Origin of the sequence: Rhizobium sp. CIAT894 (assembly GCF_000172795.2) — a bacterium.
In the GTDB taxonomy this organism is placed as follows: domain Bacteria; phylum Pseudomonadota; class Alphaproteobacteria; order Rhizobiales; family Rhizobiaceae; genus Rhizobium.
Genome location: NZ_CP020950.1, coordinates 85,955 through 111,694, shown reverse-complemented (window position 1 = coordinate 111,694; position 25,740 = coordinate 85,955). Strand labels below are relative to the sequence as shown.

The 25,740-nt window shown below is 61.7% G+C and carries 25 protein-coding genes and 2 pseudogenes; 6 read left to right on the top strand and 21 right to left on the bottom strand.

Annotated elements, in window-relative coordinates; translation table 11 throughout:
- Positions 1 to 546 precede the first annotated feature (546 nt).
- Positions 547 to 1,023 (bottom strand): hypothetical protein, encoded by a 477-nt coding sequence (locus RHEC894_RS24535; RefSeq protein WP_085739591.1) that lies wholly within the window; start codon positions 1,021 to 1,023, stop codon positions 547 to 549.
- Between the two features lie 449 nt (positions 1,024 to 1,472).
- On the opposite strand from RHEC894_RS24535, the gene RHEC894_RS24530 reads away from it, so the two are divergent.
- A complete protein-coding gene (locus RHEC894_RS24530; protein WP_085739689.1) occupies positions 1,473 to 1,808 on the top strand; it encodes a WGR domain-containing protein in 336 nt (111 codons plus the stop codon).
- An 89-nt stretch (positions 1,809 to 1,897) separates the two neighbouring features.
- Here RHEC894_RS24530 and RHEC894_RS33110 read toward each other — a convergent pair whose 3' ends face one another.
- Positions 1,898 to 2,065: a hypothetical protein gene (locus tag RHEC894_RS33110; RefSeq protein WP_003594538.1), complete on the bottom strand. Its 168-nt coding sequence runs from the start codon at positions 2,063 to 2,065 to the stop codon at positions 1,898 to 1,900.
- Between the two features lie 404 nt (positions 2,066 to 2,469).
- Here RHEC894_RS33110 and RHEC894_RS24525 point away from each other — a divergent pair.
- The 3 genes and pseudogenes from RHEC894_RS24525 to RHEC894_RS24515 form a co-directional block, all read left to right on the top strand.
- A pseudogene (locus RHEC894_RS24525) lies at positions 2,470 to 2,619 on the top strand (HU family DNA-binding protein); the annotation flags it as partial.
- 634 nt (positions 2,620 to 3,253) lie between these two features.
- Positions 3,254 to 5,125, top strand: coding sequence for a group II intron reverse transcriptase/maturase (gene ltrA, locus RHEC894_RS24520; RefSeq protein ID WP_085739344.1), 1,872 nt, complete (start codon positions 3,254 to 3,256; stop codon positions 5,123 to 5,125).
- A 70-nt stretch (positions 5,126 to 5,195) separates the two neighbouring features.
- Positions 5,196 to 5,339 (top strand): annotated as a pseudogene (locus tag RHEC894_RS24515) (HU family DNA-binding protein); the annotation flags it as partial.
- A 162-nt stretch (positions 5,340 to 5,501) separates the two neighbouring features.
- Here the strand turns inward: RHEC894_RS24515 and RHEC894_RS24510 are convergent.
- The 10 genes from RHEC894_RS24510 to RHEC894_RS24460 all read right to left on the bottom strand — a co-directional run bounded on the left by RHEC894_RS24510 (position 5,502) and on the right by RHEC894_RS24460 (position 13,397).
- Positions 5,502 to 5,816, bottom strand: a complete 315-nt coding sequence (locus RHEC894_RS24510; RefSeq protein ID WP_085739588.1) for a DUF736 domain-containing protein — start codon at positions 5,814 to 5,816, stop codon at positions 5,502 to 5,504.
- 629 nt (positions 5,817 to 6,445) lie between these two features.
- Positions 6,446 to 6,871 (bottom strand): hypothetical protein, encoded by a 426-nt coding sequence (locus RHEC894_RS24500; protein WP_085739586.1) that lies wholly within the window; start codon positions 6,869 to 6,871, stop codon positions 6,446 to 6,448.
- Positions 6,861 to 7,130, bottom strand: a complete 270-nt coding sequence (locus tag RHEC894_RS24495) for a type II toxin-antitoxin system prevent-host-death family antitoxin (RefSeq protein ID WP_085739585.1) — start codon at positions 7,128 to 7,130, stop codon at positions 6,861 to 6,863. The genes RHEC894_RS24500 and RHEC894_RS24495 overlap by 11 nt, the downstream gene beginning before the upstream one ends.
- Positions 7,131 to 7,292: 162 nt before the next feature.
- On the bottom strand, positions 7,293 to 7,664 hold the full coding sequence (locus RHEC894_RS24490; RefSeq protein WP_085739584.1) for a DUF2958 domain-containing protein: 372 nt from the start codon (positions 7,662 to 7,664) through the stop codon (positions 7,293 to 7,295).
- Positions 7,665 to 7,761: 97 nt separating this feature from the next.
- On the bottom strand, positions 7,762 to 8,688 hold the full coding sequence (locus RHEC894_RS24485) for a zincin-like metallopeptidase domain-containing protein (protein ID WP_085739583.1): 927 nt from the start codon (positions 8,686 to 8,688) through the stop codon (positions 7,762 to 7,764).
- Between the two features lie 302 nt (positions 8,689 to 8,990).
- A complete protein-coding gene (locus RHEC894_RS24480) occupies positions 8,991 to 9,578 on the bottom strand; it encodes a hypothetical protein (RefSeq protein ID WP_010065623.1) in 588 nt (195 codons plus the stop codon).
- Positions 9,579 to 9,920: 342 nt separating this feature from the next.
- Positions 9,921 to 10,250 carry a hypothetical protein gene (locus RHEC894_RS24475; protein ID WP_085739582.1) on the bottom strand — a complete coding sequence of 110 codons (330 nt, stop codon included), beginning with the start codon at positions 10,248 to 10,250 and terminating at the stop codon, positions 9,921 to 9,923.
- Entirely contained in the window at positions 10,247 to 11,134 is an 888-nt protein-coding gene (locus tag RHEC894_RS24470; protein WP_085739581.1) for a hypothetical protein, read from the bottom strand. Before RHEC894_RS24470 ends, RHEC894_RS24475 begins: the two co-directional genes overlap by 4 nt.
- On the bottom strand, positions 11,131 to 11,607 hold the full coding sequence (locus RHEC894_RS24465; RefSeq protein WP_085739580.1) for a hypothetical protein: 477 nt from the start codon (positions 11,605 to 11,607) through the stop codon (positions 11,131 to 11,133). Before RHEC894_RS24465 ends, RHEC894_RS24470 begins: the two co-directional genes overlap by 4 nt.
- A 92-nt stretch (positions 11,608 to 11,699) precedes the next feature.
- Positions 11,700 to 13,397 (bottom strand): ParB N-terminal domain-containing protein, encoded by a 1,698-nt coding sequence (locus RHEC894_RS24460; RefSeq protein WP_085739579.1) that lies wholly within the window; start codon positions 13,395 to 13,397, stop codon positions 11,700 to 11,702.
- 376 nt (positions 13,398 to 13,773) lie between these two features.
- Here RHEC894_RS24460 and RHEC894_RS24455 point away from each other — a divergent pair, with 376 nt between their 5' ends.
- Both RHEC894_RS24455 and RHEC894_RS33520 read left to right on the top strand, forming a co-directional pair.
- On the top strand, positions 13,774 to 14,058 hold the full coding sequence (locus RHEC894_RS24455) for a hypothetical protein (protein ID WP_245339558.1): 285 nt from the start codon (positions 13,774 to 13,776) through the stop codon (positions 14,056 to 14,058).
- Complete coding sequence (locus RHEC894_RS33520) at positions 13,997 to 14,158, top strand: type II toxin-antitoxin system MqsA family antitoxin (RefSeq protein WP_245339557.1); 162 nt, start codon at positions 13,997 to 13,999, stop codon at positions 14,156 to 14,158. Before RHEC894_RS24455 ends, RHEC894_RS33520 begins: the two co-directional genes overlap by 62 nt.
- Here the strand turns inward: RHEC894_RS33520 and RHEC894_RS24450 are convergent.
- The 9 genes from RHEC894_RS24450 to RHEC894_RS24410 all read right to left on the bottom strand — a co-directional run bounded on the left by RHEC894_RS24450 (position 14,155) and on the right by RHEC894_RS24410 (position 25,164).
- The gene (locus RHEC894_RS24450; RefSeq protein ID WP_085739578.1) at positions 14,155 to 19,269 is read right to left on the bottom strand and encodes a DEAD/DEAH box helicase family protein; all 5,115 of its coding nucleotides are present in this window, start codon (positions 19,267 to 19,269) and stop codon (positions 14,155 to 14,157) included. The two genes, RHEC894_RS33520 and RHEC894_RS24450, sit on opposite strands and share 4 nt — an antisense overlap.
- Before the next feature lie 139 nt (positions 19,270 to 19,408).
- The gene (locus tag RHEC894_RS24445; protein ID WP_085739577.1) at positions 19,409 to 19,903 is read right to left on the bottom strand and encodes a hypothetical protein; all 495 of its coding nucleotides are present in this window, start codon (positions 19,901 to 19,903) and stop codon (positions 19,409 to 19,411) included.
- Positions 19,904 to 19,915: 12 nt separating this feature from the next.
- Positions 19,916 to 20,521, bottom strand: coding sequence for a DUF1419 domain-containing protein (locus tag RHEC894_RS24440; protein WP_085739576.1), 606 nt, complete (start codon positions 20,519 to 20,521; stop codon positions 19,916 to 19,918).
- A gap of 143 nt (positions 20,522 to 20,664) precedes the next feature.
- A complete protein-coding gene (locus RHEC894_RS24435) occupies positions 20,665 to 21,633 on the bottom strand; it encodes a DUF3991 and toprim domain-containing protein (RefSeq protein ID WP_085739575.1) in 969 nt (322 codons plus the stop codon).
- A gap of 355 nt (positions 21,634 to 21,988) precedes the next feature.
- A complete protein-coding gene (locus RHEC894_RS24430; RefSeq protein WP_085739574.1) occupies positions 21,989 to 22,606 on the bottom strand; it encodes an RES family NAD+ phosphorylase in 618 nt (205 codons plus the stop codon).
- Entirely contained in the window at positions 22,607 to 23,278 is a 672-nt protein-coding gene (locus RHEC894_RS24425) for an XRE family transcriptional regulator (RefSeq protein ID WP_085739573.1), read from the bottom strand.
- Positions 23,279 to 23,369: 91 nt separating this feature from the next.
- Positions 23,370 to 23,936 carry a hypothetical protein gene (locus tag RHEC894_RS24420; protein ID WP_010069044.1) on the bottom strand — a complete coding sequence of 189 codons (567 nt, stop codon included), beginning with the start codon at positions 23,934 to 23,936 and terminating at the stop codon, positions 23,370 to 23,372.
- Between the two features lie 31 nt (positions 23,937 to 23,967).
- Positions 23,968 to 24,570: a hypothetical protein gene (locus RHEC894_RS24415; protein ID WP_085739572.1), complete on the bottom strand. Its 603-nt coding sequence runs from the start codon at positions 24,568 to 24,570 to the stop codon at positions 23,968 to 23,970.
- 162 nt (positions 24,571 to 24,732) lie between these two features.
- Positions 24,733 to 25,164 carry a hypothetical protein gene (locus RHEC894_RS24410; protein WP_010069042.1) on the bottom strand — a complete coding sequence of 144 codons (432 nt, stop codon included), beginning with the start codon at positions 25,162 to 25,164 and terminating at the stop codon, positions 24,733 to 24,735.
- Positions 25,165 to 25,740: the final 576 nt, after the last annotated feature.

Sequence of the window (25,740 nt, the reverse complement as noted above, 5' to 3'; positions counted from 1 at the left end):
AACGGCTAATGGTATACCACTAGCCTATCCTGCCATCTCTCCTCAATCGGCCTCGACGTCCTGCCCGAGGCGCTAATGCTGTTGCGAGTCGTCAGACAAAGCAACAGCGATCACGGGCGCAAGCCTGTGATCCGCGCCGGAGGAACAGCACGACGTCGAGGCCGATGGAGGAGAGATGCTGAAGCGAGCCGTCGTCGTGAGCTACCGGGATGTTCGTGACCGGAGGGAGCGGACATCGACGGCAGGCGAACGATGAGACGGCGAGCGCACCGCAGGAGAAGAGGATCACCTGGAGCGGATGCCCGAAGCATGAGGGGCGAAGCGCAAGGTGATCCTCTTCTCCGTCTTGTTTGGGGAAGTCGCGGCAGCGTCCGCCTATCGGCCCGACAGGCCGGGCGGGTGTTAACCCGCTCCACAGGGAGAGGGGTGCTTGAGGGGAGAGGCGGCAAGTCTTTCCCCTCAAGACCGCGCGCCGGCTCGATGCCGGCAAGCGGTCAAGGGAATGGGAAGAGGCGAGAGACGGGCTTGGCCGTCTCTCGCCGAGCATCAATCGTAGACGACCCGCGCGGCGCTGATCCAGATGCCCGTTTCGCGGGCGATACCGCGGATCATCGGCCCGAGGCCGCCCAGCTCTGCGTCGGTCAGCGCGATACTGCTCGGATAGCTGATTTTGATGCCCTCGCGGTCCGCATATCGCCATTCGCCATTGTTGATGCGGTACTCATAGGTGAAGTAATCGATTTCGAGGTCGTCAAGAAGTGTGATCCGCAAGCGGTTGAAGCATTCCTTTTCGCCTTCAAGCTGGAAGGCAGTGATACCTTCGAGATCCGGGTCGGACGCCAACTCGCGCTCCAGAGCCATGATCGAGCGCGCCCTTGCTGCTGCGCATGCAAGCCCCTCAGTGAGCCGGTCGTGCAACGCCCGCGAAAAGTCATCCGTGCAACCGATGCGGTTCGCAAGGACGATAAGCCTGAAGCCGGTAAGCACAGTAAGCTGATGGACGTAGTACCAGTCATTGGACATCGTATTGTCTCCTTTTCGTCTCTGACGAAAGGAGGCCGCACCGTAGCCGCGAGGGGTCAGGGATCGCGGCACGCGACCGCCAGAGGCGGCAAGCGGAGGAACCGATTTTCTGACGCCGGCCGGCAGCCGGCGACTGAAAATTGGAGGGGCCGCGCAGTCCTTGACGCCGGAGTGGCGGGTGCACAATAGGACGTCAGAGAAGAAGAGCACCGCGGTGCCGGCAGGCGCCGCGACCGTATCCGGCGACCCGCCGGCCATAGGGATGAGACGCCCGATGCCGTTTCGCCACGAGGCGTCGCCATCGCTTCTTGGCCCGCGAGATGGATCGTGACCGGAGGCGGAGACCGCAAAGCGGGCTCCGGGAGTGGCGCGAAGCGACACGAGTAGAGCCAGACCGCCGAAGGCGGCTCGCCCGCACATCACGTGCCCTCCCCTCAAACATCACAATGATGAATCGATCCGCCGCAATCGATTCAAATCTGTCGTTGGACGGGGAAACCGTGATCGGCGATTCTATCAGCATGATCGCGCAGCCCTACCAGCTCTATGTCGAACGCACGGACGCCTCGAAGAATATGGCCCGCTATTACGCCATGGATATTTCCCCGACGCTGTTCGGGCAGACCTGCCTGACGCGACGCTGGGGGCGGATCGGTGCACGTGGGCAGTCAAAGGCCCACGTCTTCGCGAGAGAAGAAGAGGCAGTGTCGCTATTCCTCGACCTTCTCCGCCAGAAGCGATCTCGCGGCTATCGCCCGAGGGGCACATCTAACAGGAGCGTCTAGCCTCTGATCGTTGGTGGCGAAGCGAAGCTTCGAGCCTGACGCGTCGGTCGATCCGGCGCGGCAGGCTGGCGACACGGCAGAAGCCTCCGTTAGAACGGAGGCTCCGAGGTTGCCCATCCTTCCTGCTCGGCCACGATCATCTCGCGCTCGGCAAGCGCGAGTTCGAGTTCGGTCTCGATCTGCCGGCGTTCGGCAGGATCGGCGTTGCGGAGCTCGGCTTCGAGTTCGAGGATCGTCCGGTCGAGTTCGTTCGTCATCGTCGTCTCCTTGACGTTTGTGAAAGACGCGCGCTCCGGTCATGGCGGGATAGAGGGGTCAAGGATCGCGAACGCGACCGGCGGAGCCGGCGAGTGGGGGGTGCCGATTTTGTCGGAGCGCAGGGAACCGGAGCGGAGGCAAAATTGGGGGAACCGCTCGTCCTTGAGGCCTCTATCCCGCCATGACAGCCTCGGAGGGAATGAGCAGACAACCAACCTCTCGTGTGGCACCGATAATTGTCGGGGGCGGCAGACACTGTCGTGGCTCTCGGAACGCCGAGTGCTGCGCTCGATCAGAAGCTGTGGAAATCCAGGGTTTGAGCCGCAAACACGAGCATCGAGCGATGACAGGAGGATAATCGAGTGTCACGGATTCCGTTATCAATCACGATGCGGAGACGGAGATGACCACCACCAATGAAATTGCTGACAAGATCGCAACTGAGCACGGCCTGACCAAGGCGCAAGGCAAGGCAGTCGTCGAGGCTGTGATCGCCTCGATCACCGAAGCTGCTGTTGCTGGCAACGAAACGTCGCTGCCAGGCTTCGGCAAGGTGCGCCGCGTCGGCGCGATGTAAGAGTGCAGTTTATGCTGCTGGGATAACTGGGAACTACCCATGCCCTCCGACTTACCTTGGCTGGCAACAGCTGCAATCGGGGAAACTCGACAGGGGACAATAGCATGTCGGGAAAAGGCCGAGGCCGTCGCAGCTATCGCGATCTGATCGGTCAGGGCAAAGCGCGTATGGTGAAAGCTAGACTGCCTGAATCCTAGACCGAGGAACCAGAAGCCGGTGGTGACGCTCAACGATAGCCGATGCGTCATCGAGCGTAGTGGATGATAAGATCATTCCGGGGAGCGACGAAATTTGCCCGTTTGCTCCGCCCCAGTCGCGCTCTCCATCCCCTGCCGGGGACCGAACGGTTGAATGGGACACCTGTCCGCGCTGTATCTCTTTCATTGCGTAAACGCGGGATCGTCTAAACGGGCTGGCATCACCAGACCCACATGACGACGGAGCCGCCATATTAGCCAAACGCCCGGGGTAATGTCCGGGACAGCCGCCTAGAGGCGGACGGCAATGGGTGAAACGCGCCGGGTGACCGGACGGGAATCCCTCTGGCCGGGTGAAGGGCGGCGTGCTGACATGAGATCGGGAGCCTTATGACGACGATTGAGACACGCTGATGCACGTCGATGCCGTGGAAAGACGACTGATCTCGCTACCTGCCCTGTCACGACAGGGAAAGCGGATAAACGGCCTCCATCGTCTTCTGGACTGCCCCAACATTTGGGCACAGGCCTATGAAGCGATCGCCCGAAACTCCGGGGCTCTCACCCCCGGCATTGATCCCCGCAATACGCTTGACGGCTTCTCGCTGGACAGGCTGAACGGGATCATGCGCCGGGTGAAGGAGGGAAGCTACCGCTTCAAGCCTGTTCGCAGGCACTACATCCCCAAGGCGAACGGGAAATTACGCCCTCTGGGCATTCCCGACGCTGACGACAAGCTCGTGCAGGCAGCCGTGAAGCTGGTTCTGGAGCAAATCTATGAACCGAATTTCTCTCGCCGCTCGCACGGGTTCAGACCCAAGCGCTCCTGTCACACCGCTCTGGCATCCATCCAGAAGACGTGGGGCGGAACAGTTTGGCTGGTCGAGGCCGATATTGCCGGGTTCTTCGACAATATTGACCACGACATTTTGATGAATCTGCTGAGGAAACGGATCGATGACGAGCGGTTTCTGAAGCTTATCAGAGGAATGTTGACGGCTGGCTATATGGAGGACTGGAAGTGGCACGCGTCGTATAGCGGCACACCACAGGGCGGAGTAATCTCGCCCTTGCTCGCGAACGTGTATCTCCATGAATTCGATGAGTTCATGGATAGCCTCAAAACCCGGTTCGACCGGGGCATTGAGAGGCCAACGAATCCAGAGTACCAGAAACTGCTCAGCAAGGGGGCGCATTGTCGTCAGCGTATCGCGAAGCTGCGAAGCTCTGGCCGAGAGGCCGAAGCAGAGCGGCTTCGGGCTCAACTGCAGCCTTTGATCGTTGCTGCCCGGAAGCTCCCCAGCAAGGACTTCCACGACACGTTCTTCCGGCGGCTTCAATATGTCCGGTATGCCGATGACTTCCTTATCTCCGTCATCGGCACGAAACAGGAAGCTGCCGACATCCTGAATGAGGTCACATCCTTCCTGCAGGATCAGCTTCATCTTGAAGTCGCACCGGAAAAGAGCGGTATCACAAAGGCAGATGACGGCGGGGTGACCTTTCTCGGCTACGCTGTTCGGTCGACCAAACGTGCGTTTCGCGAGAAACGTGTCACGAGGAAAGGTCGAAGGGCAATGGTCAAGCGGACACCGGTACGCGGAATCCGACTGCATCTCCCAAGGGAGAAGCTGGCGGCCTTTGCTAAACGGAACCGACTTGGCAGCTATCATGCAATACGTGGCGCAATGCGTCCCGAGATGACAATCAGCTCGGATGTCGCCATCATCGTTGCGTATAACGCGATGCTACGGGGATTGGTCGGATATTACCAGTTAGGCAATAACTGGAAAAATGAGATGGCCCCACTCCAACGGGTTTGGTGGTTCAGTCTCATGAAGACTTTGGCGAGAAAGCACAAATGCAGTATCGCGAAGATCTTCAATATCTATTTGCAGCGGCACCAAGGGGATCATGGGCTATGGGTGGAAACCAAAGACGGGCGCAGGTTCGTCGCGGTATTCCAACTCAGGCACGTTGCATCGAAGAAAGTCATGGAAGATTCCCGCATAGATCAGGACCAGCCTTCGTTCTGGTTCTGGGGGCGGACTGATCTTGTTGATCGGCTGCGCGCTCGCTCCTGCGAGTATTGCGGGATATCCGATGTGCCCGTCGATATTCATCACGTTCGACGGATGGCGGACATGAAGGGCGTCTCATGGCTTGCTCGAACCAGAGCAGCTCGCATGCGCAAACGTACCATCGCATGCGAACCTTGCCATCACGCGATCCATGCCGGTCGTCTTCAGCAACGGCTCGACAGAATTGGGGTATTGTCAGCATAGGAGCCGGATGATGGGAAACTATCAAGTCCGGTTCCGTGGGAGGGAGAGAGGGCCGCGTCAACGACCGACCTCCTCCCTACCCGACTTCAAGGTGAAAGAAACACCGGAGCGCGAGGCGCGCAATCCTGCGACCGGCGCAACGATCAAGGTCGCAGCGGCGAAGAAGCTGGCTTTTGCGCCGGCCAAAGCCCTGAAGGATGCCCTGAACAAATAAGCGTGTTCGGCTTGGTGTCCGAGCGCCGGTGGTATGACGCCATCGCATGCGCGAACGGACTGGCAGACATCCCACCTGAAAGCCGGAAGCAGGCTCGACACCTGCTTGCGGCTTCCTTATGTGGCGTGACCCCGCCTTTTGGGCGGGGCCTCCCGTGCCCGATCACGCGGCTTCGCGGCTCGGGCGGTTCCAGACGAGAACGTAGTCACCGTCGGCTTCTGCCGGCCACAGGGCTGCGTTGATCGGAGCGTTGAAGCTCGGGTCGTCGAGCTTGAGCGAGATATAGGGCTCGCCGTTGCCTGAGATCGCCTTCCAGCCGGCTCCGAGCTCGGCGCCATTGGCGACGGCCCTGAAATCCGGCGCGTCGCGCGAGACACGTTCGATCGGATGCAGGCGGACCTTCATTGCGACCGTGAGGGTACGGACGTTGCCCTGGATGACGTTGCCGTTGGTTGTGAATTCGCCGATGACTGCCATGACTTGGTTCCTTTCCGCTTTGGTCGGGTCGCGCCATTGCGACCTCGATGGCGGTGTTCAGGACGGAGGCGATCGGCGCCGCACCCGAAGGGCTGGAACGACGTGAAAGACGGCCAGACAGGGCTATTTTGCTTCGCGATGCAAAGGCGGGTCTCGGCCCGCCGGCGGAAAATAGCCCGGGATGGCCGTTGCGGACAGACGATCGAGACGCAGTCGTCCTACGGCCACACCCGGTTCATCGAGATCAGCTGTGGTGCGCCGGTGTTCAAAGAGGAAGACAACCGCTCAGGGCTTGAGCATATCGGCACTTCGACCGCCATCAACGGCAACATCATCGGGAGCGCTGTCCTCAGTTCCGTTGCAGTCTTGCGCCTCCCGCCGCCTCGGTGACGACTTCGTTTGATACGGCACGATTGCGGCCGTCCGCTTGCGCGAGATCAGCCGCGGGTTGGACGTCGCCTGCGGCATGAGGCAAACCACATTCGATCAGGTTTGACGCCACTTCCAGCTCCCATTAGCCGGAATCTGTCTCCTGAGATGCGAAGTCCGCCTCCTCCGGCACCGGGCGCTGCGACGACGCGATTGCGACCGGAGGACCTCATCTACATGGCCGGTCCATCCTCACATCGTCAGCGGGTGCGATCGATGCGGCCCGCATGGGCTGCGAGGATCGGCCGCAATGCCTGGCGAATGTCTTCGAGGAAACGCGGGCCGAACCGGCCGCGCGGCGCTTGGCCGGCGTCGAAGTACCAGGACCGTTCGGCGATGTCGTAATTATATTCGCTGACGGTCACCCAGCCGCGTTTGAAGACCGAAAGGCCGGCGCGGCGCAGTTCGAGATCGGGAATTTCGAGCGCTATCTGGTCGGATCGCGGCGGAGTTCCCGATATCGGCAGGATCACCAGATGGGTCATGTTCTGGCGAGGATCGGGAACCGTCAGCGCCAGACAGACCGGCCGGTCCTTCTCGCCATGCTCACGTCCTTCGTCGGCCTGCCAGCGCCAGAGATAAGGATAGCTGACGATGGCGCCGTTCGCAAAACGCTCAGCCGTCATGATCCCCTGCCTTATATTCCGCCGACTGCCGGTCGAGTTCGCCGATGAGCAGTTCCGCCAGCTCGGAAGGAGTTTCGCCGGCGGCGTAGACACGGCGTGGATCCTCGTTGCCCTTGAGGCGCTCGAACAGTTCGGTTGAGAGCACGACAAGCGATTCCCGGCCGTGCTTGGTAAGCGTGATTGGTGCGCGCCGGGCTTCGTCGTGATAGTGTCCGAAATGGCGGATGAATTCCGCGGTGCTGACGGTCTTGGTATCCATGACAGTCTCCATGAGAGATTTTTCTGCATTATACAGAAAATGCAGAAAACTTCAATTCATACGCTGGAATGTACGTATGCCACCCCAGCGATGCACTGCGCATTGAAGCGTGGCACGCCTCGGTGCGGCGTATCACTATCGATCATACCAACGCGACAGCTATCATCCGCCCTCCCGCTTTACCCGGGCGACGGCATGCACGATGCCGTCCGCCGCCCTGATGCTGCCAGCCTGACGAGCCGCTTCCGCCCAGACGGAGATGGGAAGAAGGCCAGTGAAGAGCAGATCGCGCTCGATGCCCATTCCCCATGGCAGGCGGATGGAAGAAATCTCTCGAAACGAGAAACTGCCGAGTTCGGGATAGCCGAGATCAGCAAGACCGAACATCGTGTCGCCATCCTCATCAAGCTCGGTCGCCAACCAGACGCCCTCGCCCAGGGGATTGAAGAACTTTACGACCGGGACGTGATCGGCGCCACGATCGCGGCCGTTGATCAGCAGCGCGGCGCGGATTTCCAGGGTCAGGAGGCGCATCTCTCCCTCCCGTCGTTCGTCAGCGCCGATCCGGGCTTCGACGGCCCTGTCGCGAACCGGAAAGCCGTCTTCTCTAGCGAGTGTCGGTGCCATGCCATCAGGCTGCCTCCCTCTCTTCAGTCCGGCCCGGCTGCAGACTGTGCAGGTAGGCGACGGCGCGCTGCGCGTGAGCCGCTGCCTGGAAGATCGCCCGCTTGTCATTGGCGAGCACCTTCAGCCAACTGGCAACATAGCTCGCATGATCCGGACGCGGCTCGAGTTCCGGAACGATGCCAAGATCGGCAGAGATCAGCGCGGACCCGATTTCGGCGATCAGCTCCTCGCGGGCGCGTTCGGTGTTGTCCTTGGAGTATCGGCTGAGATCGCGTCCGACACGGTCGGGATGCGCTGTCCAATGGACACTTTCGTGCGCGAGGACAGCCACGTAAGATTCGGCGTCGCGGAAACTTGCCAGAAGCGGCATCTGGATGTGATCGGTGAGCGGTGCATAGAAAGCCCGATTGCCGCCATGCCGGATCGCCGCCTTCGTGTTGGCGAAAAATCGCTCCGCGGGCTCGATCGGCCCGATCGGGTTCGTCGGCGGTTCCGGCCGCCGATAGTAGTGCTCCGGCAGACCCTCGATCTGATCGACGTTGAAGACGCCGTAGCTGCGCAGGAACGGGATGTCGCGCTCGACCTCGTCGCCGAAAGCGTCCGTCTCGGTCCTGGTGAAACGGCTGGCGTAGATCACCGTCGAAGCGCTCTCGCCCTTGCGCACATGGGCGCCGAGTTCGCTTGCCTGGCGGAATGTCATCCAGGTCGAGGAACCGAACCCCCCCGATATCGCCTCCGACCAGAGAAGCAGCACGTTCATGCCGGTGTATGGCTGACCGTTGTGGCGCAGCGGCCGGGTAACGCGGCCCGCCATATTGCTTGTCCGCCACGGTTGGACCCAAGGCCTGACGCCTCGCTCCAGTTCCTCGACGATCCGCTCGGTGATCCGCGTATAAACGTCGACGCGGCTGCCTTCTTCCTTCCTGCTCATGTCCTTACCTCCGTTGTGGAGGCCGCGCCCATCGCGGCCCCGTCACGGGGGTCCGAAAGCCGGGGATGTCAGGAAGCGAGCGCACCGAAGACCGAAACGAAGTGGAGGACGGCGAAGCCGTTGCGGCTCGCTGCCGGCCCCGGCAGGACTGCGACCGGGACGGGGACCGATGGGTGCACCTTCCTCTTCTTTCTCTCCCTTCTTCCCCGTCGGTGCAGACACGCGAACAGGCCGCCTCCAGAAGGAGGCGACCGCCGATGCCAATGGGGATTGGGCGAGGCCGGAGCCTCGCCCGTTGCGGCTCAGTCGAAAGCCGCCATCTGCAGTTCGGCAGCCCTGCGATCGAGGGAATGACCGGCGTTTTCGACGGGACGTTCGAACGGCTTCCAGCGTTCGCCGACGACGCGTTCGTAAGCGGCGACAGCGCCCTCAGCCGCCATCCGCAGCGCATGGCTCTGCAAGGCCATGTCGGCTGCGAATTCGCGCTTGCGCTGGGCGGCGCTGTCGAAGCCGACCGGTCCATCGAGGTCCTCGTCGCGGGTATCATTGGCCGATTTTGCGGTCGCGTCGCGGGCTTCGGAGACGGCGCGGCTGTAGAACTGGCCGGCGCCATGAGCGCTTCCGACATAGGCGCCGACGATCCGCTGCAGGTGGATCTGCATCGCTCGATCGGCGAGACCTTCGCGAAGGGCATCAGCGGTCTCGATGATCAGCCGTTCATGGAGATCGCGAATGCCGTCGCTGTCGAGCACCAGAAGACCGAAGCTCTCGGAGATGAGACCGGCCTGATGCGCATCAGGGCACGAGAGGCGGACCATTTCGAGCGTGGTGCCCTTGCGGAGCTGAACGACGCGGCCGGTCTGGCGGGGCGCTTTGGCGGGCTTGGTCATGGGGATTTCCTTTCCTTCGGTCCTTTCGAAGGCTCGGTCCGGCTCCTGCCGGCCCTCCCTTCGGGCGCGGTCAACGAAAACCGGCGCCAGCCGGTCGCTTCAAGGTCCGGAGACGCCAGAGCGAGCGACGCCGGGTTGCGGACAAGCAGGGCTTTTTGAAGCCCTCGCGCGGGCCGCGAGCCGGCGTTGCCGAGATCGGCGGTTCCGGCCGCCTTGCGGCGCGGCACGCGGCCTTGAAGCGACCGGCCGCCGGTTTAAGACCGCAGACAAACCCGAAGGGAGGACAGGCAGGGGACGTCACCTCCAAAGAAACGGAAGCGGAAATTCTCTATCGATGACGCGTCAAGCGGCACTCCCCGGGTGGAGATGGTGACGCTCGCGAAGTGTCGCGATCGCCAGGTCCTGCCGGCCGAGCTTGCGCTCGAGAGCGTCGATCTCCGGCTGACGCTCGGCGGTGATCGCAGCGAGGTTGGCGCCATACCGCTCGAGGAACGCGCCCGGATCCGGCGGCTTGCCACGCCGAGGGGCGGTCTGCTTCGGTTGCAACAGCGGGATCAGAGCTGTCATCCGACGCGTGATCTGCCGGTTGATCTGGTCGAGCTGACGCTGGGTCTGGCGGCGCGCGTCCTCCATCCGGCTAAGCTCGGCAACGATATCGGGCCATCGCCTCATGGGGAAGCCCTCCGCTGCCAGCCGATGAAGTCGGAAGGGCCGTCATAGGCGCGGTAGCGGGCCTCGTCGATGACGAAGCCGAACCGCCCGACCTTGTATTCGTCGCAGGGCACGAGAAACCGCCGCTCTTCAATCTGCTCGGCTCGACAACCGCCGAGCGTGGCGACAACCTCGACGAAACCATGCTCGTGATCGGATCTTATGGCTGAGATGACGATCCAGTTGCCTGCATGCTCCTGCTCGAATGCGCGGCGGTCCTTTTCGAAGGACTCGCCGCACTTGAGCGCAATGCCGGAGATGGTCTCCCAGGCGTCCGGCCAACTATCCCTGATCGTCCGTTCCGCGCAACGGCGTTCATAGCTGGTAAAGAGATGGGGAAAGGTGATCGCCACGATCGCCCAGGCCGCATCCTCTTCGTACCAGCCGTCTTCGGCCCGCAGCATCGGGTGGACCTTGCGGTTGCGTGTCCCGGACAGTTTGAAACCCCCATGCCCGGCGGTGCTGTGGCTGACGATCCCCTCCGCATAGATCGTGGCGCCCTGCGACGGTCCCCATGGCGTGCTGCAATGCACACGCATGTCCCGGCGGGAAAGTCCGCGCAGCTCACGTTTGTGCTCCACGGTTTCCAGGACGCGACTGCGAAATGCAGCCTCGTCGGTCAGTGTCGACTCATAGATGTAAAAGTCGGCGCGCTTGAGTTCGGCAAGCGGCCGGAATATCCGCCATGCGCTGGCGAGCAAGCCGACACCGTCCCCGCCGGGCAACATTGCCATGACAATATCGTCGACGCGCGCAAGAGGAAAACCCTCGGCGCTCCGAGCGAACTCAACCCCTGAATATTCCGGGGTGGTTTCGATTGGATTTTCGGGCGAGGTAGCGCTCATGCCGCATCCCTCCCTTTCGCGATCTCGGCCTGGGCTTCGTATGCCGTCACCTCGTCGACGACAGCTTCAGGATAACCGTGTTGCTTTAACCAAGCCTCTGCAGCGGCGCGGTTTGCGGCGAGATGGACGAGTTCAGCCCGCTCGCCGGGCCGATCGAACACTCGGACACTGCCGGTGGCGGGCCGCTCGACGACCGTGAAGGTAAGGTCGCTGTCGATCGCAAAAGTACGGAAGACGCGAAGGGCGATCGTCCCAGCACTGCCGAAATCATTTTCGTGAATGGTGAACTCCGGCAGAGCGACGTAGGAGCCGGTCCTCCTGCCCTCCTGCTTGCGGATCAGCCGGCCCTGGCTGTTGCGGGTCTTCCATGCCGAGAGTTTCTTCCTGTGCCGCTTCGGCGGCGGCGGGGCACCGTCAGACCAGGCGACGATGGACCCGATCGGGACGATATCGAAAATCAGGGACGCGGACATTTCGTATTCTCCTGTGAGGTTTTGAAGGGTGGAAACGGATGCGCCGCCGGAAGTCCGGCGGCGCAAAACGCTCAGTATGTCGTTGATGACGACTATTCGGCCGCTTCGCGGAATGTGCCGGCGTCTTCATCGACCCGCTGCTCATCCGTCGTTTCTGGGTTTTCCGCGTTCTCGGCCGATTCGTCGCCTCCAGCGCCTGCGTCGTCATCGTGATCCTCGGCGACGGCGTTCTTCCCCAGCCATTCGGAGAGCTTGGCAGCATCCGGCACGAACAGTGCCGCGGGATGGACGAAGCGCTCTTCCTTGAAATGCTCGACGAGGGCAGCGCGGGTGTCCTTGACCTTCTGACGCGGCTGGACGGCCGTGTCCTTGCACGAGGCTTCGAGGGCCGGCCGCGACAGGCACGCGAGGAATTCCTCGCCGCCCATGTTCGGCAGGAACGTGTCCGCGCCGATCGCATCGCCGGCGATGCGGGCGACGACACCGCTGTTGCTGGCGTTTTCCCGGCATGAGAACACATCAACCAGCAGACCGCGAATGGCCTGCTGAAGGGTTTCGCGATCGGGAACGAACTTACCGTTGATGTCGAAGAGGCTGGCAGCATGCCGGCCGAGCTTACGTGAGCTGTAATGCGATGCGCCCGTCGGCGAGGTGACGGAGACGTTCAGAGCGGCAAACGCAAGCACCAGAAGGGCCGCCAGGGTGTCGTCCTCGATCGGCGCGCGGGCAAGCGCTTCATGCAGGGCCCCGGTGCGATAGTCGCCGATCATCTCGATGCCCTTGCGCGTGACGTCGGGACGAGGCTTGCTGACGATCGTGTCATCTGCCTCGGCATCCCCCGTGGCTTTGCCCTTCTTCGCCTGTTCGGGCATCCGATAATGGACCGTCTGAACACGGCCGTCACGATCGAGGTAAACGGCGGCGCGATCGGTCTTGCCCGGCTGACCGTGGACACGCTCAGCCTTCGGCGGCAGCTTCACCTCGCCCCAGTTCGACACTTCCGCGATCGTGCCGCCCTTCGGGAGATTGCTCGCCATCCACTCCTGCTGCGCGCCAAGGAAGGCCTCGACGTCGGTGGTGTAGCGGCCGTCCTGGTCGCCCGGAGCGAAGAGGTCTTCCATCCACTGGATGCCATAGGCCTGCGCCAGATCATCTCCGAAGCTCGCGTCTTTTGCATACATGCGCTTTTTCGTCAGCGCCTGGGCAACACTCCACCACGTCACTTTAGGATCGGCCTTGGAGGGCTTGTGCTTCTTCCAGACCTCCTTTTGCTCCTCAAGCGATGCGGAAGCGATAGTGCGGAGCTGCGGCTCATTGGGCAGGTCGCCCTTGGCGAATTGATCGAGGATCGCCGGCAGGATGTTGGCGAACAGCCGAAGCTGCTTGATGCGGCGCAGCGGCAGCGCAAGCGCAACGGCGATGCCTTCCTCGGTCCAGCCGAGCGCGATCAGACGCTCTGTCGCCCGCCATTCATCGACGGGGTTCAACGCCTCGCGGGCAAAATTTTCGACGACGCTGCGCATGGCGCCATTGTCGTTGACCGGTTCGTCAACGAGGATCTCGATCTCCGCAAGTTCGGCGGCGATGGCGCTACGCACACGTCGATGACCACGGTCGATCATGAATCCGTTGCCGCCATCGCTTCGCGGCACGACCACGGGCGGCTGCACGATGCCGACGGCCTTGATGGTCGCAAGCAGCAGCGCATCGGCTTGCGACGTCGAAGCGGTATGCCGCGACCTGTCGGGGTTTTCCAATAGAGCGCGCGGATCGATCTTCATGAGATACATGGAATGCTCCTGTTCGGGTTGCGGACGCGGCCCATTGCCGGTCCTTTTCCGTCTTCTTTCCGAAGACATTTCCCGGACCGCGGAGCGGGCGGACCGGCACAACTGCGGCCGAGCATCCCTGCCCGGCCGGACAAGCGGGGCATCAGCCCTGCGAAGGACGACGGGCCGGGATCGCGCCAGGCCGCGGTTGAGCGTCAGCGTTGCCGGTGCGGCTGATCTGCGAGCGGTTTTCCTTTTTCGTTTCCTCCCTCCTTCTTACCGAGTTGCACAATCTTGATTTGCCACCAATAAGGTGGCATACGAAGCCACGGCGAAGAAAACGCGCCGACTATCTTGATGCGATCAAGACAGAGCGCGGATCGGTGGAGACGTTGGTATGGCAGTCATGAGCAAAGTTCTGCCCGAGACGATGATTTCCCCGGAAACGGGGGAGACGATGCACCGTGGCGTCCGTCCCTTCATCGTCAGCTACAAGGGCAAAAGCATCACGGTCGAGCTGCCGGGCTATTATTCGGAGCATGGTGACGAAGGTGTTCATGTCGGCAACGACATGGCTGTTGCCGACTTGGCCTTGCGCACCTTGAAAGTGGAAGCGGAAGTTGTCGCAGAAGGAGGCGGACGGCCTGCTGAAGGTTGGAGAAAACGCCTCCGACAAAAGTGAGCGCGGACTGGTCGAACCGAGCGGCCCGACCAGCCAATTGATCCGCCTGCTCGATCGACACCCCGAGTTGGTCAACGAACTGCGCCAGAGCGCCGGCTAAGCCGCGATCGCCTCTGTGCCGGCGGCATTTTCGATATCGGCGACGAGCGCCTTTTCGACATCGGCCAGTTGACGGCGCTTGTCCGCAAGATCGCCGGCAAAGGCAAATTCGCCGCCCTCGCGTGAGCGGTAGGAGGCAAGCCGGCGACGGGCCTCGTCAAGGCGCTGGCGATAGCGTTCCCGCTCCTCCTCGAAACCGTCGAGAGCGTGCTCGAGGCGCGAGACGGCGCCAAGCGGGGTGACCGTCATCGAAAGATCGATCTCGTAGTCGGCACCGGTGCGCATCAGCATGGTGGAATACCGATATCCGTCCTTGCCGAAGCGCTCGCCGGAATATTCAAGATCGAAGCCGCCGATCGAGGCAATCATGGTCTCGGCCTCGTGCTGAAGCTGGACCAACGTCAGGATCTCCCTCATAAGCGCGCGGCCTGCATCCTTGCGTTCGTCGTAGGCCATGTTCATGACCGTCATGGTGAAGGCCCCGCCGCTGGTCGGCACGAGGCGTTCGATGTCGCGACCGATCCCCCCAATCCGGCGGGTCGACACCTCGATGTCGCGCTCAGCATCGCGGATCTGGCGGCGAACCGCATATTGATCATCGTCGTGCGCTGCGCGCAGACGTTCGAGACGGGCGATATCGGCTTCCAGCCCGGCTTTCTGCATCAAGCGTTCATCGCCGCTGGCAATCGCCTTGGCCAGCGCGAACTGGCTCGCCTGCCCCTCACCCATGTCTTCGAGCCGCCGGATCGATGTATCGCCGGAAAGGGCGGCCGCAATGAAGCGGGCCTTGCGTTCGTTCTGCTGCCACATCTGCGCATCGAGCGACCCTTCCGTGGCATAGGCGTAGATGTCGACCTCGTCGTGCTGGTTGCCCTGGCGCACGATCCGACCCTCCCGTTGCTCGATGTGCGACGGCAGCCACGGCACGTCGAGATGGTGCATGGCCTTCAGGCGGAGCTGGGCATTGACCCCTGTGCCCATTGTCTCGGAACTGCCGAGAAGAACGCGCACCTTGCCGGAGCGAACGTCGGCGAACAGCCGCTGCTTGGCTTCGCTGCGCTTATAGTCCTGCATGTAAGCGATTTCGTTGGGAGGCACGCCCATGCGGACCAGTTCGTCACGGATCCATCGATACGCGCTGAAACCCCTGCTCTTTTCGACGGCAATCGTGCCGAGATCGGAGAAGATCATCTGCGCCGCTCCGGTCGCCTCGTATGCCTTGCCGTCTGGTCTGACGTAGCCGTTGCCGGCGGTTTCTTTCCAGATGCGATAGACGTTGCGAATGAGGAGATTGAGCTTGTTCTCCTCCTCATTGTCGTTGGCGGGATCGACCAAGCGCAGATCGATCGCCGCATGGCGGCCGTCGGTGATGACCGACAGCAGGATGTCGTCGCCAGGCTTGGCCGGACCTTCGCGCTTCTCGATCGCCTTGATGCGACCGTCCAATGCCTGTTGGTAGGTCTTGAAGGCGAGCGTCGGCTTAGCGGTGAGAATCTGCCGCTGGCCCGTCGAAATCGCAGGCACCTTGACGTATTGCTTCAGATCGGCCGGCATGACGACGTCGGCGAAGCTCCGGAACATGGCGATCAGCTCCGGGACGTTTACAAAAGAAGCAAACCGGCTGACCGGCTTGTATTTGCCCGATGGCTGGAGTTCGAGTTCAGTGGTGGTGTCGCCAAAGGTGCTCGCCCAGGCATCGAATTCGTGCAGCCCGCGTTCGGTGAGCGCTTCGTGGTCGAGCAAGCGCTGGATCGAGAACATCTCGCCGAGGGTGTTGGTGATCGGGGTGCCCGATGCCAGAATGAGAGCGCGTCCCGGGTTCTTTGTCTCGATGAACCGGGATTTGACATAGAGATCCCAGGCGCGTTGCGAACCGTTCGGATCGATGCCCTTCAGCGTCGACATATTGGTGGCGAAACTGAGTTTCCTGAACTCCTGGGCTTCGTCGACGATAATCTGATCGACGCCGATCTCGGAGATGGTCAGAAGATCGTCCTTGCGCGTGGAAAGCGCCTGCAGCCGCTCCTCCAATCCCTCCTTGAGACGCTCGAGCCGCTTGCGCGAAACCCGGTCGTCGCCGTCCACCTTGGTCAGCAGCTCCTCGTAGAGCTGCAGCTCATCGTGGATCATCTGTTGCTCGAAGGCTGACGGCACCGCGATGAACTTGAACGCCGAATGGGTGATGATGATCGCGTCCCACGTCGCAGTAGCGGCGCGGCTCAGGAACCGGGCGCGTTTGTCCCTGGTAAAATTGGTTTCGTCGGCGACAAGAATGTTGGCGGACGGATAGAGCGCGAGGAATTCGCGCGCCGCCTGCGCCAGGCAATGGCCGGGTACGACCAGCATCGCCTTGGCGATCAGACCGAGACGTCGCTGCTCCATGATCGCGGCCGCCATCGTCATGGTCTTGCCGGCGCCGACGGCATGCGCCAGGTAGGTCGAGCCGTCGGCGATGATCCTCCAGATGCCGCGCTTCTGGTGGCTGTAGAGATTGAACGCCGCGCTCGCCCCGGGAAGCTTCAGATGGCTGCCGTCGAAGGCCCGCGGCGCGATGTTGTTGAAGCGGTCGTTGTAGACGCGTGCCAGCCGATCGGTACGATCAGGATCGGTCCAGATCCAGCTCTGGAAAGCTTGTCTGATTTTCTGCAGCTTGTCGCGCGCCGCTTCGGTGTCGACGACATTGAGGACACGGCGCTCGCCGCCCGCATCCTTGAAGATGTCGAAGATCTGCGGGATCCGGCTGTTGAGCGCGTCCGTCAGCAGCTCACCGACATGCCGTCGGCTGGTTCCCCATTCCGACGTGCCGACGGCGCTATAGGCGAGCTGGCGTGCATCGACCGTCCAGGAGCCAAGCTCCGGCATATGATGGATTTTGATGTCGGCTGCCATCGTCTCCTTGACGAAAGCGACGACATCAGCGGCCGGGATCCAGGGCGCGCCGAGACGGGCTGTGATATCAGAAGGGCGGAGGTCGGCCGGCTGTACGGATTGAAGAGCGCGAACATTGCGCTCAAAGGCAGGATCGAGTGCCGCCGCGGCTTCGGCGATAGCAAGCTTCGTGCGAACCGGACCGGATAGATAAGCATCTGCCGTCTTCCACGCGCCGGAGGCCGGATGCTGGAAAACGATGTCGGCGAGCTCTTCGACAACGACCGCTGCGTCGCGGTGCAGGAGTTCGGCGATGTGCTCAAGGTCGACGTGGCCGCGCTCGTTGAGCACCACCGCCAGCGCGTCGGCAGCGCTGGTGATGATTGGCGCCGATGGCGGCGAGATTACTCGTTCGGTGAAGATCTTACCCGGCCGGGCCGTATCGGTTTCGAGATCGTAATCCTCGATCGAGGCGACCAGCCAGACATCAGGATCGTCGAGAAACGGCTGGGGGTTCGGCCGCCGATGGGTTTCGCGCACTTCACCGGTTTCGTCGTCCTCGGTAATCGACACGATAGTATGATTAACCGGCCCGAAATCACGCACGAAACTCGACCAGGCGATGCGCAGCCTGACCTGTAGGTCCTTCCATGGCCGATCCTGTTCTTGTGCCTTGAGAAGCGCACGCACGGTGTCGCGGATCGGGATCAGCTTCATGATGATCCGGATATGCTTCTCCGGAATGCCGTCCGTGGAGCGACCCTTTCGCAGCTTGATTTCGACCGGCGCACCGTCGATCATCTGCATCAGGCCGCGCCTGTTGTCGACGAAATAGCTGCCTTCGCGAGCTCTCGCATTGTCCGGCCTGAGATCGATGATCTCTGCCGCATCATCCTCAAGATCGGTATCGATCTCGGTGGGCTCGCCGTCATAGATTTCCTCTGGCAACCGCTCGATGGCGGCCGCAAGCGCAGCTTCCAGGTCGGCGCCGGCGCGGGCACGGCAGGTATAAGTCTCGCCAAACGGGCCGGAGGTCAGCGCATGGCTGCCGAGCACGAAATCGGGATTCCGCGCGAACCAGCTGTTAACGCGGATGGCACCCCCGTCCGCAGTCGCCGGCTGCACCTCCTCCAGGCCGAGCCATGAGGTATCGCCTTCCAGCTCTCCCACCTTGCGCTTGCGGAAGAACAGGATGTCAACGACGACATCCGTGCCGGCATCCGCGCGAAAACTGCCTTCGGGCAGGCGGATCGCCGCGATGAGATCGGCGGTCCTGGCGATATGCTTGCGAGCGCTGCTATCGGCCTTGTCCATCGTGCCGGCGCTGGCCACGAAGGCGGCGAACGCGCCTGGCTTCAACAGATCGATGGAGCGGCTGATGAAATAGTCGTGCAGCCGCAGCCCCAGACAACGATAGGCCCGATCGGAGCGGACCGTGCGATCGGAAAAGGGTGGATTGCCGATAGCGAGATCGAAGCTTGCCGACAGCTCCGTTCGGGCGAAGTCGGCGTTGATGATCCGGGTGCGCGGCTGCAACAGTCGGACGATCCTCGCCGTCACGGGATCGAGCTCAATGCCGGTCACATGCGATCTGTCCCGAAGACCTGTCGGCATCATGGCCGGAAAAAGACCTGTGCCAATGCCCGGCTCCAGGATGCGGCCGCCGCGCCAGCCGAGACGTTGCAGCCCACACCAGATGGCGCGGACGATGAACTCCGGTGTGAAATGCGCATATTGCGTGCAGCGCATCAGCGTTGCGTAGTCGGTTTCGGAGACGGCATCTTCAAGCGAGCAGCCGAGCTCGTTCCAGCCCTCTCGGAAATCGGCCTCGCCGGGCCGGCGGAAAAGCTGATTGGCGAGCTCCGAGGCGCCGAAGCCGGTGAAGCGGATCAATCGCGCCTGTTCCTCTGCCGTAGCAGCGCGCCCGGTCTCCTCGAGCTCGGCCGCCAGACGGATCGCCTCGACATTGTGTCGAGCCCGCTCCTTCCAGCCTTTCCCCAGGGCGCGACCCGTTTCAAGGTAGAAGTTCGAGCCGCGCTCGTTCGATCCCGCGGGATCGGCGTTGCGCTTTATGGCCGTTGGCGCCGGCAATGCCGGTGCCGACGGAGGTGGCGGCGGATCCGGATCGTCATCGCCGGGATCGTTCGCTGCAGGACCGGAAAACCCGCCAAGACCAAAGCCGAGGCTAGAGCTGAGGGCAGTGTCGCCGAAAAGGCTGAGGGTGAAGGGATCGTTTTGCGCCATTTGATTATCTCCTCTGTTGAAGGCGCGCGTCATCGTCCTACCGGAGCGGGTCCATAGGCGATGGATGCGATGGTTTCGAGAGGTGGCCGGATGCGCCGGCCGGAAATGCAAAGCTGGTGCTGTGGCCGGCTTCGATTGCTTAGGTCGGAATGTCTTTTGGCATTCCGTCGACGTCGTCGGCCGAATAGCGCTGTATGACATCGGCGGTAATGCGCGTCATGCTGCCGCCGAACCCGCTCTGGGTGCCGATAACCGACCTCATCAACGAGATCTCATGAAGCGTCGGCGAGCGGCGCACGATGTCCTGGAGGATCTCGGCGACGGCAGCATCGGACAGGTGGATATCGATACAGGAAGTGCGATCGGCCTCGTCGGCTGCGTCGAACGCCGCCAGGGAATTTGCGACGGTCGGATTGAGCCGACTGTCGACCAGTTGCGAGGCGGACCAGGAGGCGCGCAGCTCATCGGCATCGATCGAGACGATATTGCTTGACCCTTCCCAACTCTGAAACCGAACGCCATCCTCCATCTCGACTGCATCTATCCCCAGCGACAGCACCAGGCGCTCCAACTGAGTGAGGTCGGAGGCCGGAATATCGGGGACGATAATGATCGCCGTGTCATGACTAACCATCTCGCCCTCCCCTCACGCCGCGATCGCATCGGGTAGACTGCGCAGCTGCACGGGCAGCTTGGCGGCGATCTCCGCGTCCGAAAGGTCGTCGAGCAGCTTCAGGAATGTCCCCACCTTGCCGCCATAGAGGAGCACCATGCGTTTGCCGCGGTCACGTTCGGGCCAACGCTCCCCGGCGTAGCCGCGATAATTGTCATGGGTGCTACTCCAGATATGCTCCAGCCGTTCCTCGCGCGACATTGCCTTCATCGGGCGGGATTCACGCTTAATGATGGACGAACGCATTCGTTCCGGCGACGACCGGTCGGAGAGATCGCAATAGCCGTGGAAATGCCGGATGCGTCCGTCGATGTTCAAGGTGAAGAAGACACTGGTCAACGATCCGGTGAGGAATTCGCGCATCGCGAACATCTCACCGCGGATCCAGAGCGGCGGCAGGAGATCGAGCATGTAGTCGCATTGCGCCTGACCGATCTCGAACCACTCGCCGGCATAGAGTTCCGCGGCGTCGCCCTCGAAGCGGTTCGGGCGCTGCTTGTGCCTGTCGAACAGGCGAAACATGTCCTGGCGTGTGGCGACACCCTGGAAGATCTTGCGAATTGGGGATACGGGGTTCATGGCGGGCTCCTTTCAGCCTCGTCGGGCCGAAGCGCGGACCATCCTCGCGGACGCCCATCTTCTCTTCAGCCCTTCCTGACCTCTCCCTCACGGCCGCCATCCCGACCGGACGGGTCAAGGGCCGGCGCAAGCCGGGCGGAGCTTTACCCTTGACGCGACCGGCGAGCATGCGGCAGGCCTCCTTCCTCCCTTTTACCTTCCCTTCTTTTCGAGGCCTGCAGGTCTTCGTTCCAGTCGTCGCCAACCGGCCGCAGCCGCTCGTAGCCGCAGCCTGCCTCATCGGCGATCACCCGAATGCGACGGGCATAAGCATTGCCCTGCCCGTTGTTGTCTGTGGCCGCGATCAACAAAGTGTCGGGGCGCCCTGCCAGCTCCCGGATTGCCGCTTCCGTCGACGGAGACCACCCGCCCCCGGTGCTGGCATAGAGGGTGCTGAGATGCGGACCGTCGGCCGATCGACGTTCGATCTCGGCAAGGCTCATGGCGTCGATCGCAGCCTCGGCGATACAGACGCGAGCCGCATCCGACTGGCCAAGACGGAACAGGACCTTCGCCCCGCCGGAGGCAAATCCGCGCCAGTCGAGGCCGCGTTCCTCCCACCCTGTGACGCCCCCAATATTATCGACATGGGCCGCCCACATGCTGCCATAGGGGCCCTCGCGCAGACGGTCTTGGCGGATCGCGTCCCGGACCGCGGCGAAAGACAGGAGACGCTCGCCTGTGAGGTATTGCCACGTCAGCGAGCCGGGCCAAGGTGGGCGCCGTAGGCGCCATCGAGCCGGGACGGCCGGACTTGGCATCACGCCGCGGTCCGGACGTTGCCATTGAGGAAAAGTCGGTTCGTAGCCGATCAGATCCGCGACATGATGAAGGCCGTCCGCAAAGCTGACACCGGCCAGATGCTTCACGAGGCTGAACACATCGCCTTTCGCGTCGCTCAAGGGGTCGAACCAGCCCTTGCCTTCGTGGATGATAATAATGATCTCGCCGGCGCGGCGGCACTTCACCGCGCGCCGGGTGCTCTCTTTCAGATCGATGACGAAGCCGGCCTTATCAAGCACGGCCGCACAGGACACTTTGTCCTTCAGCTCTTCCAATTCACTCCTGTTCATCCTTCCTTCCCGCCGCCTTTCCGCGCTCGGCCTTTCCTATTTCCTCTTTCCCACACCATGCGGGACAGCTCGCGAAAGGCCGCGAAGAGCAAAGGGGGCAAGGGCGTGGCGGGCGGCCACGGCATTCGATAGGGAGTTCGGGGGCTACTCCGCCCGGCGCGGCGCAGCTTCCCTTGCGGCCGCCGCTCGCAAGCGGCACATCGAACCTCGGCACGCAAAAAAGGCCGGCTTTGCACAGCTAGGCCTTGCGCGAGTCGTGATGGGGCATCCGAAGGAATGGGACTCACGCCGGTTGCGTGAATGAACAGCGAATACGAATGCAGCGGAGTGATCAAACAGCCGTGGGCGCCTTGGCCTAAACGGTGTCGATGAGGCTTACGTGAAGGTCGTTGATGACGGCAGCAAGGCCGGGTGCTCCGATCAACGGCATGATGCGTACCGCCGACAACTTCGCGATCGCGCGGTCGAAGACTGCGAGATTGGTATGTCCATTCAGGCGGGACGGATAGATGACGCCGTCCGGCGTGGACCGATGTTCATGGAAAGCAAGCGACCACGCACGGGCGAGGGATTGGCGGGAGGATCTCGCGACATCCGTCGGCACTCCCATCCTGATCGCGTGGTCCTCGCGGAGATCAACAAGGCGGAGATCAGCAATCGTTTCGATCACTGCGTAGCGGCGCGCGTAAATCTCCTGCTCTTCGATCGGGAGATCGCCCACGAGACCATCGCGCCGATCCCGCAGGACCGCTTCGAGGAAACAGACCTTGAGTGTGTCGCCCAGATAGACAACTCCAAACCGCCTCGCGGGGTCGCGCCGGCGGGGATCGCTGAAGCGGCTCGGCGTCTTTCCATATCCTAACGGGTCGGGAAAGGCGCTCGCATAGATACGTCCAAATTGACGGCCGGCAGGAATGGTTTCGATATCGAGCGGGGAATTCTCAAAACCGGAAGGCGGTTTGATTGCGGTCATTCAGCGAAAATCACCGCGGGCGATACCCTCGACCACTGCAATCACGTCGTCGTCCTGACCGCGTTTCAGCGCATCGAGCCCCGTCCGGCCGTCCAGGGCGCCGTGCGGCGTGACAAGGAAGCGGTAAACTGCCCATGCGCCGCCGAGGATCTCGTGCAGCTTCGGAAGCGCACCATAGGGCCGACCGTCCCGATCGAGTTGCCATGACGGAAAGCGGAAGCCCCGTTTGGCCCCGTCGAGACCAAGAACCTGCCCGTTCTGACGCTTTGTGTTGACGGTGACGCGCGAAACGCCGAGCAAGTCTGCAAAGGCTTCCGCGCTCAGCATTTCGTCCTCAGCGAGAATCTCCGCCACGCGCCGCCGGCCCCGTTCCCGCGCCGCCGCCAACGCTGCCTGAAGCTCGTCATCCGGGCTTGGCACATAGTCTACCGGAAACGCATCCTGATATGGTAGGGGGTCTTCTTCAACGACCGAAATCGTCTGCGCTCCGGCTTGCGGGTCCACGACGACGCGGAAACTGACCTGATGACCGGCTGTCTTGCTCAGCTTGACTGCCTCGGCGTATTGCCTGATCAGAGCCTTCTCGAAATCGGCCCTCCGCGGCAGCGTCATCGAAAGCGCAATATTGGATGAGTCGCGGGGTTCGTTAGCTATAGTTTTCGTAGCGGACATGGTCTTCAGCCTCCTGCGCTATAACTTAGGCAGGACAGGACAATTCGTCAAGTTCGTTAAGTTCGTAAATTACAGCATTCTACGTGGCATTTCAGGAGACACCAAACCGTTCAAGCATCTTTCGAAGCTGAGCGTTCTGTTGATGAAGTTGTTTCGAGAGCAATGCCTTGAGGTGCCGGTTTTCCGCGTCAAGTGCAACCAACTCATCGATCGGGGTCTCGACTTCAGCGGCGACGGGTCGATCATCGTGCGCATTAGTCGTGCTATCAAGATGATCTTCGCGTGCGGGTGTCCTCGCTTTTTGACGCCGTTCGGCGCGGTGCTTTTTCGGTCGCCGGATCGAACTGACGGAGCCGCCATCGGTTGACGATGAAACCGATGGCACCGATTCGGTCAATGAAACGCTGTCTTGGTTTTGGCTGCCGCTTTCGGCGCGGTCATCGATTTGACTTTGCGGCGTTTGATCCGGCTGCATCTCTCTGCCCGGGCTCAACGTTTCCAATCCCGTTTTGGAGTCGAACAGATGCGGCGCATCACTCTCGGCCTGACGGGCAAATGCCTTGAGATCGGTCTTTCCCCAAATCGAGGCCGGGGGCATTGTCGACCGTCGGCGCTTCGACTTGAGTTCGACAATGAAATTTCGTTGTGGCGTTTTCATCTGTGTCCAGTCTTCCAATCGCGAGCCAATCTCACGACACTCCAAATCGCTCGAGCATCTTCCTGAGCTGAGCGTTCTGCAGGTCGAGCTTTTGCGCCAGCTGGCTTCTCAGCTTTTTGATGTCTTCGTCAAGGCTTGCCACGTCATCGAAGAAGGGATCGCGTGAGGGCGATGGTTGCGGACGTGGATCTTCAGGTGGGGCAACCGAGCTCTGTGCGGCCACGCTGGCCTCGGCTTTCCTGGCACGTTCGCGACGTTTGACTGGCGGCTTGACTTGATTCGTTCCGGGGACCTTGCTTTTTGGCGCGGACCCCGTTTCGACGCGCGGATGATGGGCTTCTTCATCAGGTGCAGCAGTTCGAGGCTCTTCGACATCGACGGACGGCAAGGCTCGCGCGACATCGGGATCGCTTTCGACCGCACTCGAGGCCACCAACACCTGATCGACCGGCGTATCCTCATCGTCATCCGCTTTGACGGATGCTTTCGGTGAAACGGACGGATGCGCCGGCGTCCAGTCTGTTTCGCGTTCGCGAGCGTCGGGATCGCTGTCATGGCCGACCGCGCTCTCCTGCACTTTCCCCGGCCGGCGCCGCGACGTCAGATCGACAATGAATCTCCACGGTGTTTTCATAGTGTTTCAACCTCGGGCAACCCGGACTGCAATCCTGCTGCCACTACTATATCCTCACTCGCCATTCGGCCGGGCACGATGAAGCGCGCCCGGCGACGACATCACCTGCTGAAAATGCCGCACCAGATCGTTGTTGTAACCGGGCCGCGCTGCGCCAGCCGATCAGCTAAGCCCAAGCCGTTTGCGCAGCTCTGCATTTTCCTGTCTCAGCTTTTCCGCCAGGAGTTTGCGAAGTCGCTTGTTCTCTTCTTCGAGCTGAATCAGATCTTCCAGCTCATCGAGTGCGGGCGCGGGCGTCGCTGCCCCCTGCTCGAGAGGCTTCGCCGTCGTTTTCCTTGGAGCACCCTTGCGCGTGCTCCTGCCATCCACGACCTTCGTCTCAACGGCCTTACGCTTTCCTCGCCTGCCTCGTCCGTCAGCGGGCATAACGCTTGCGGCCGGCGACGACACGGCTTCCGCCTGCGATCCGGTTGGAGTCGTTTCAGCAACGGCCTTTTGACGCCGCGGCGCACGCTGCTTCCGGGTCTCGGGTTTTGCCAAAATGCCTGTCTCCGGCGCCCCTTCAACGGAGCCTGTATTGTTCTCGTCAGCCATCGGTCGTCTCCTCTAAAGCCAAGTCTCTTTTCGACCGACTGAAAGGTGGAGTCAACAAGCGCTGGAAACGCGGTCCTTGCCGCTCAAGATGCAATGGTGGCAGCGCGATCGGCCCCCGATCTCCTGCCGGTCGTACGGATCCTGGTGGCTACCGTCAGAAAGCCACAGGCCATCGGAAGCAGCTCAAAGGCGGGGTCTCCTAAAAAGAATGCAGAGTATCGGAGGAAGCAATATAGCACCGTCGCAGGCTACTCCTCTCATCAAAACCGGCCCTCGATTCAGCCGTCGAGAAGCGTTCGATGGACGAGCCTGTTGGGGGAATAGGGCAGCCAGATATTCGCGGCTGCTAATGCGAGAAAGAATCCAAAAGATGTTCGGGTTTATCGTAGCGGGTCGCGATACGTCGCAACCCTTCGAGCATCTCATCCTGATCATCGCGCTATAGCGCCCCCTTCACCATCTGGCCGAAGATGGTCGCGCCACAGAGCCTCAGCCCTACCGACGGAATGGCCGTTGTTCTTGCGCTATCCATCGGATGATCGCTAAGTCATGTTACTCTAGCGTCGAGTCGTTGTG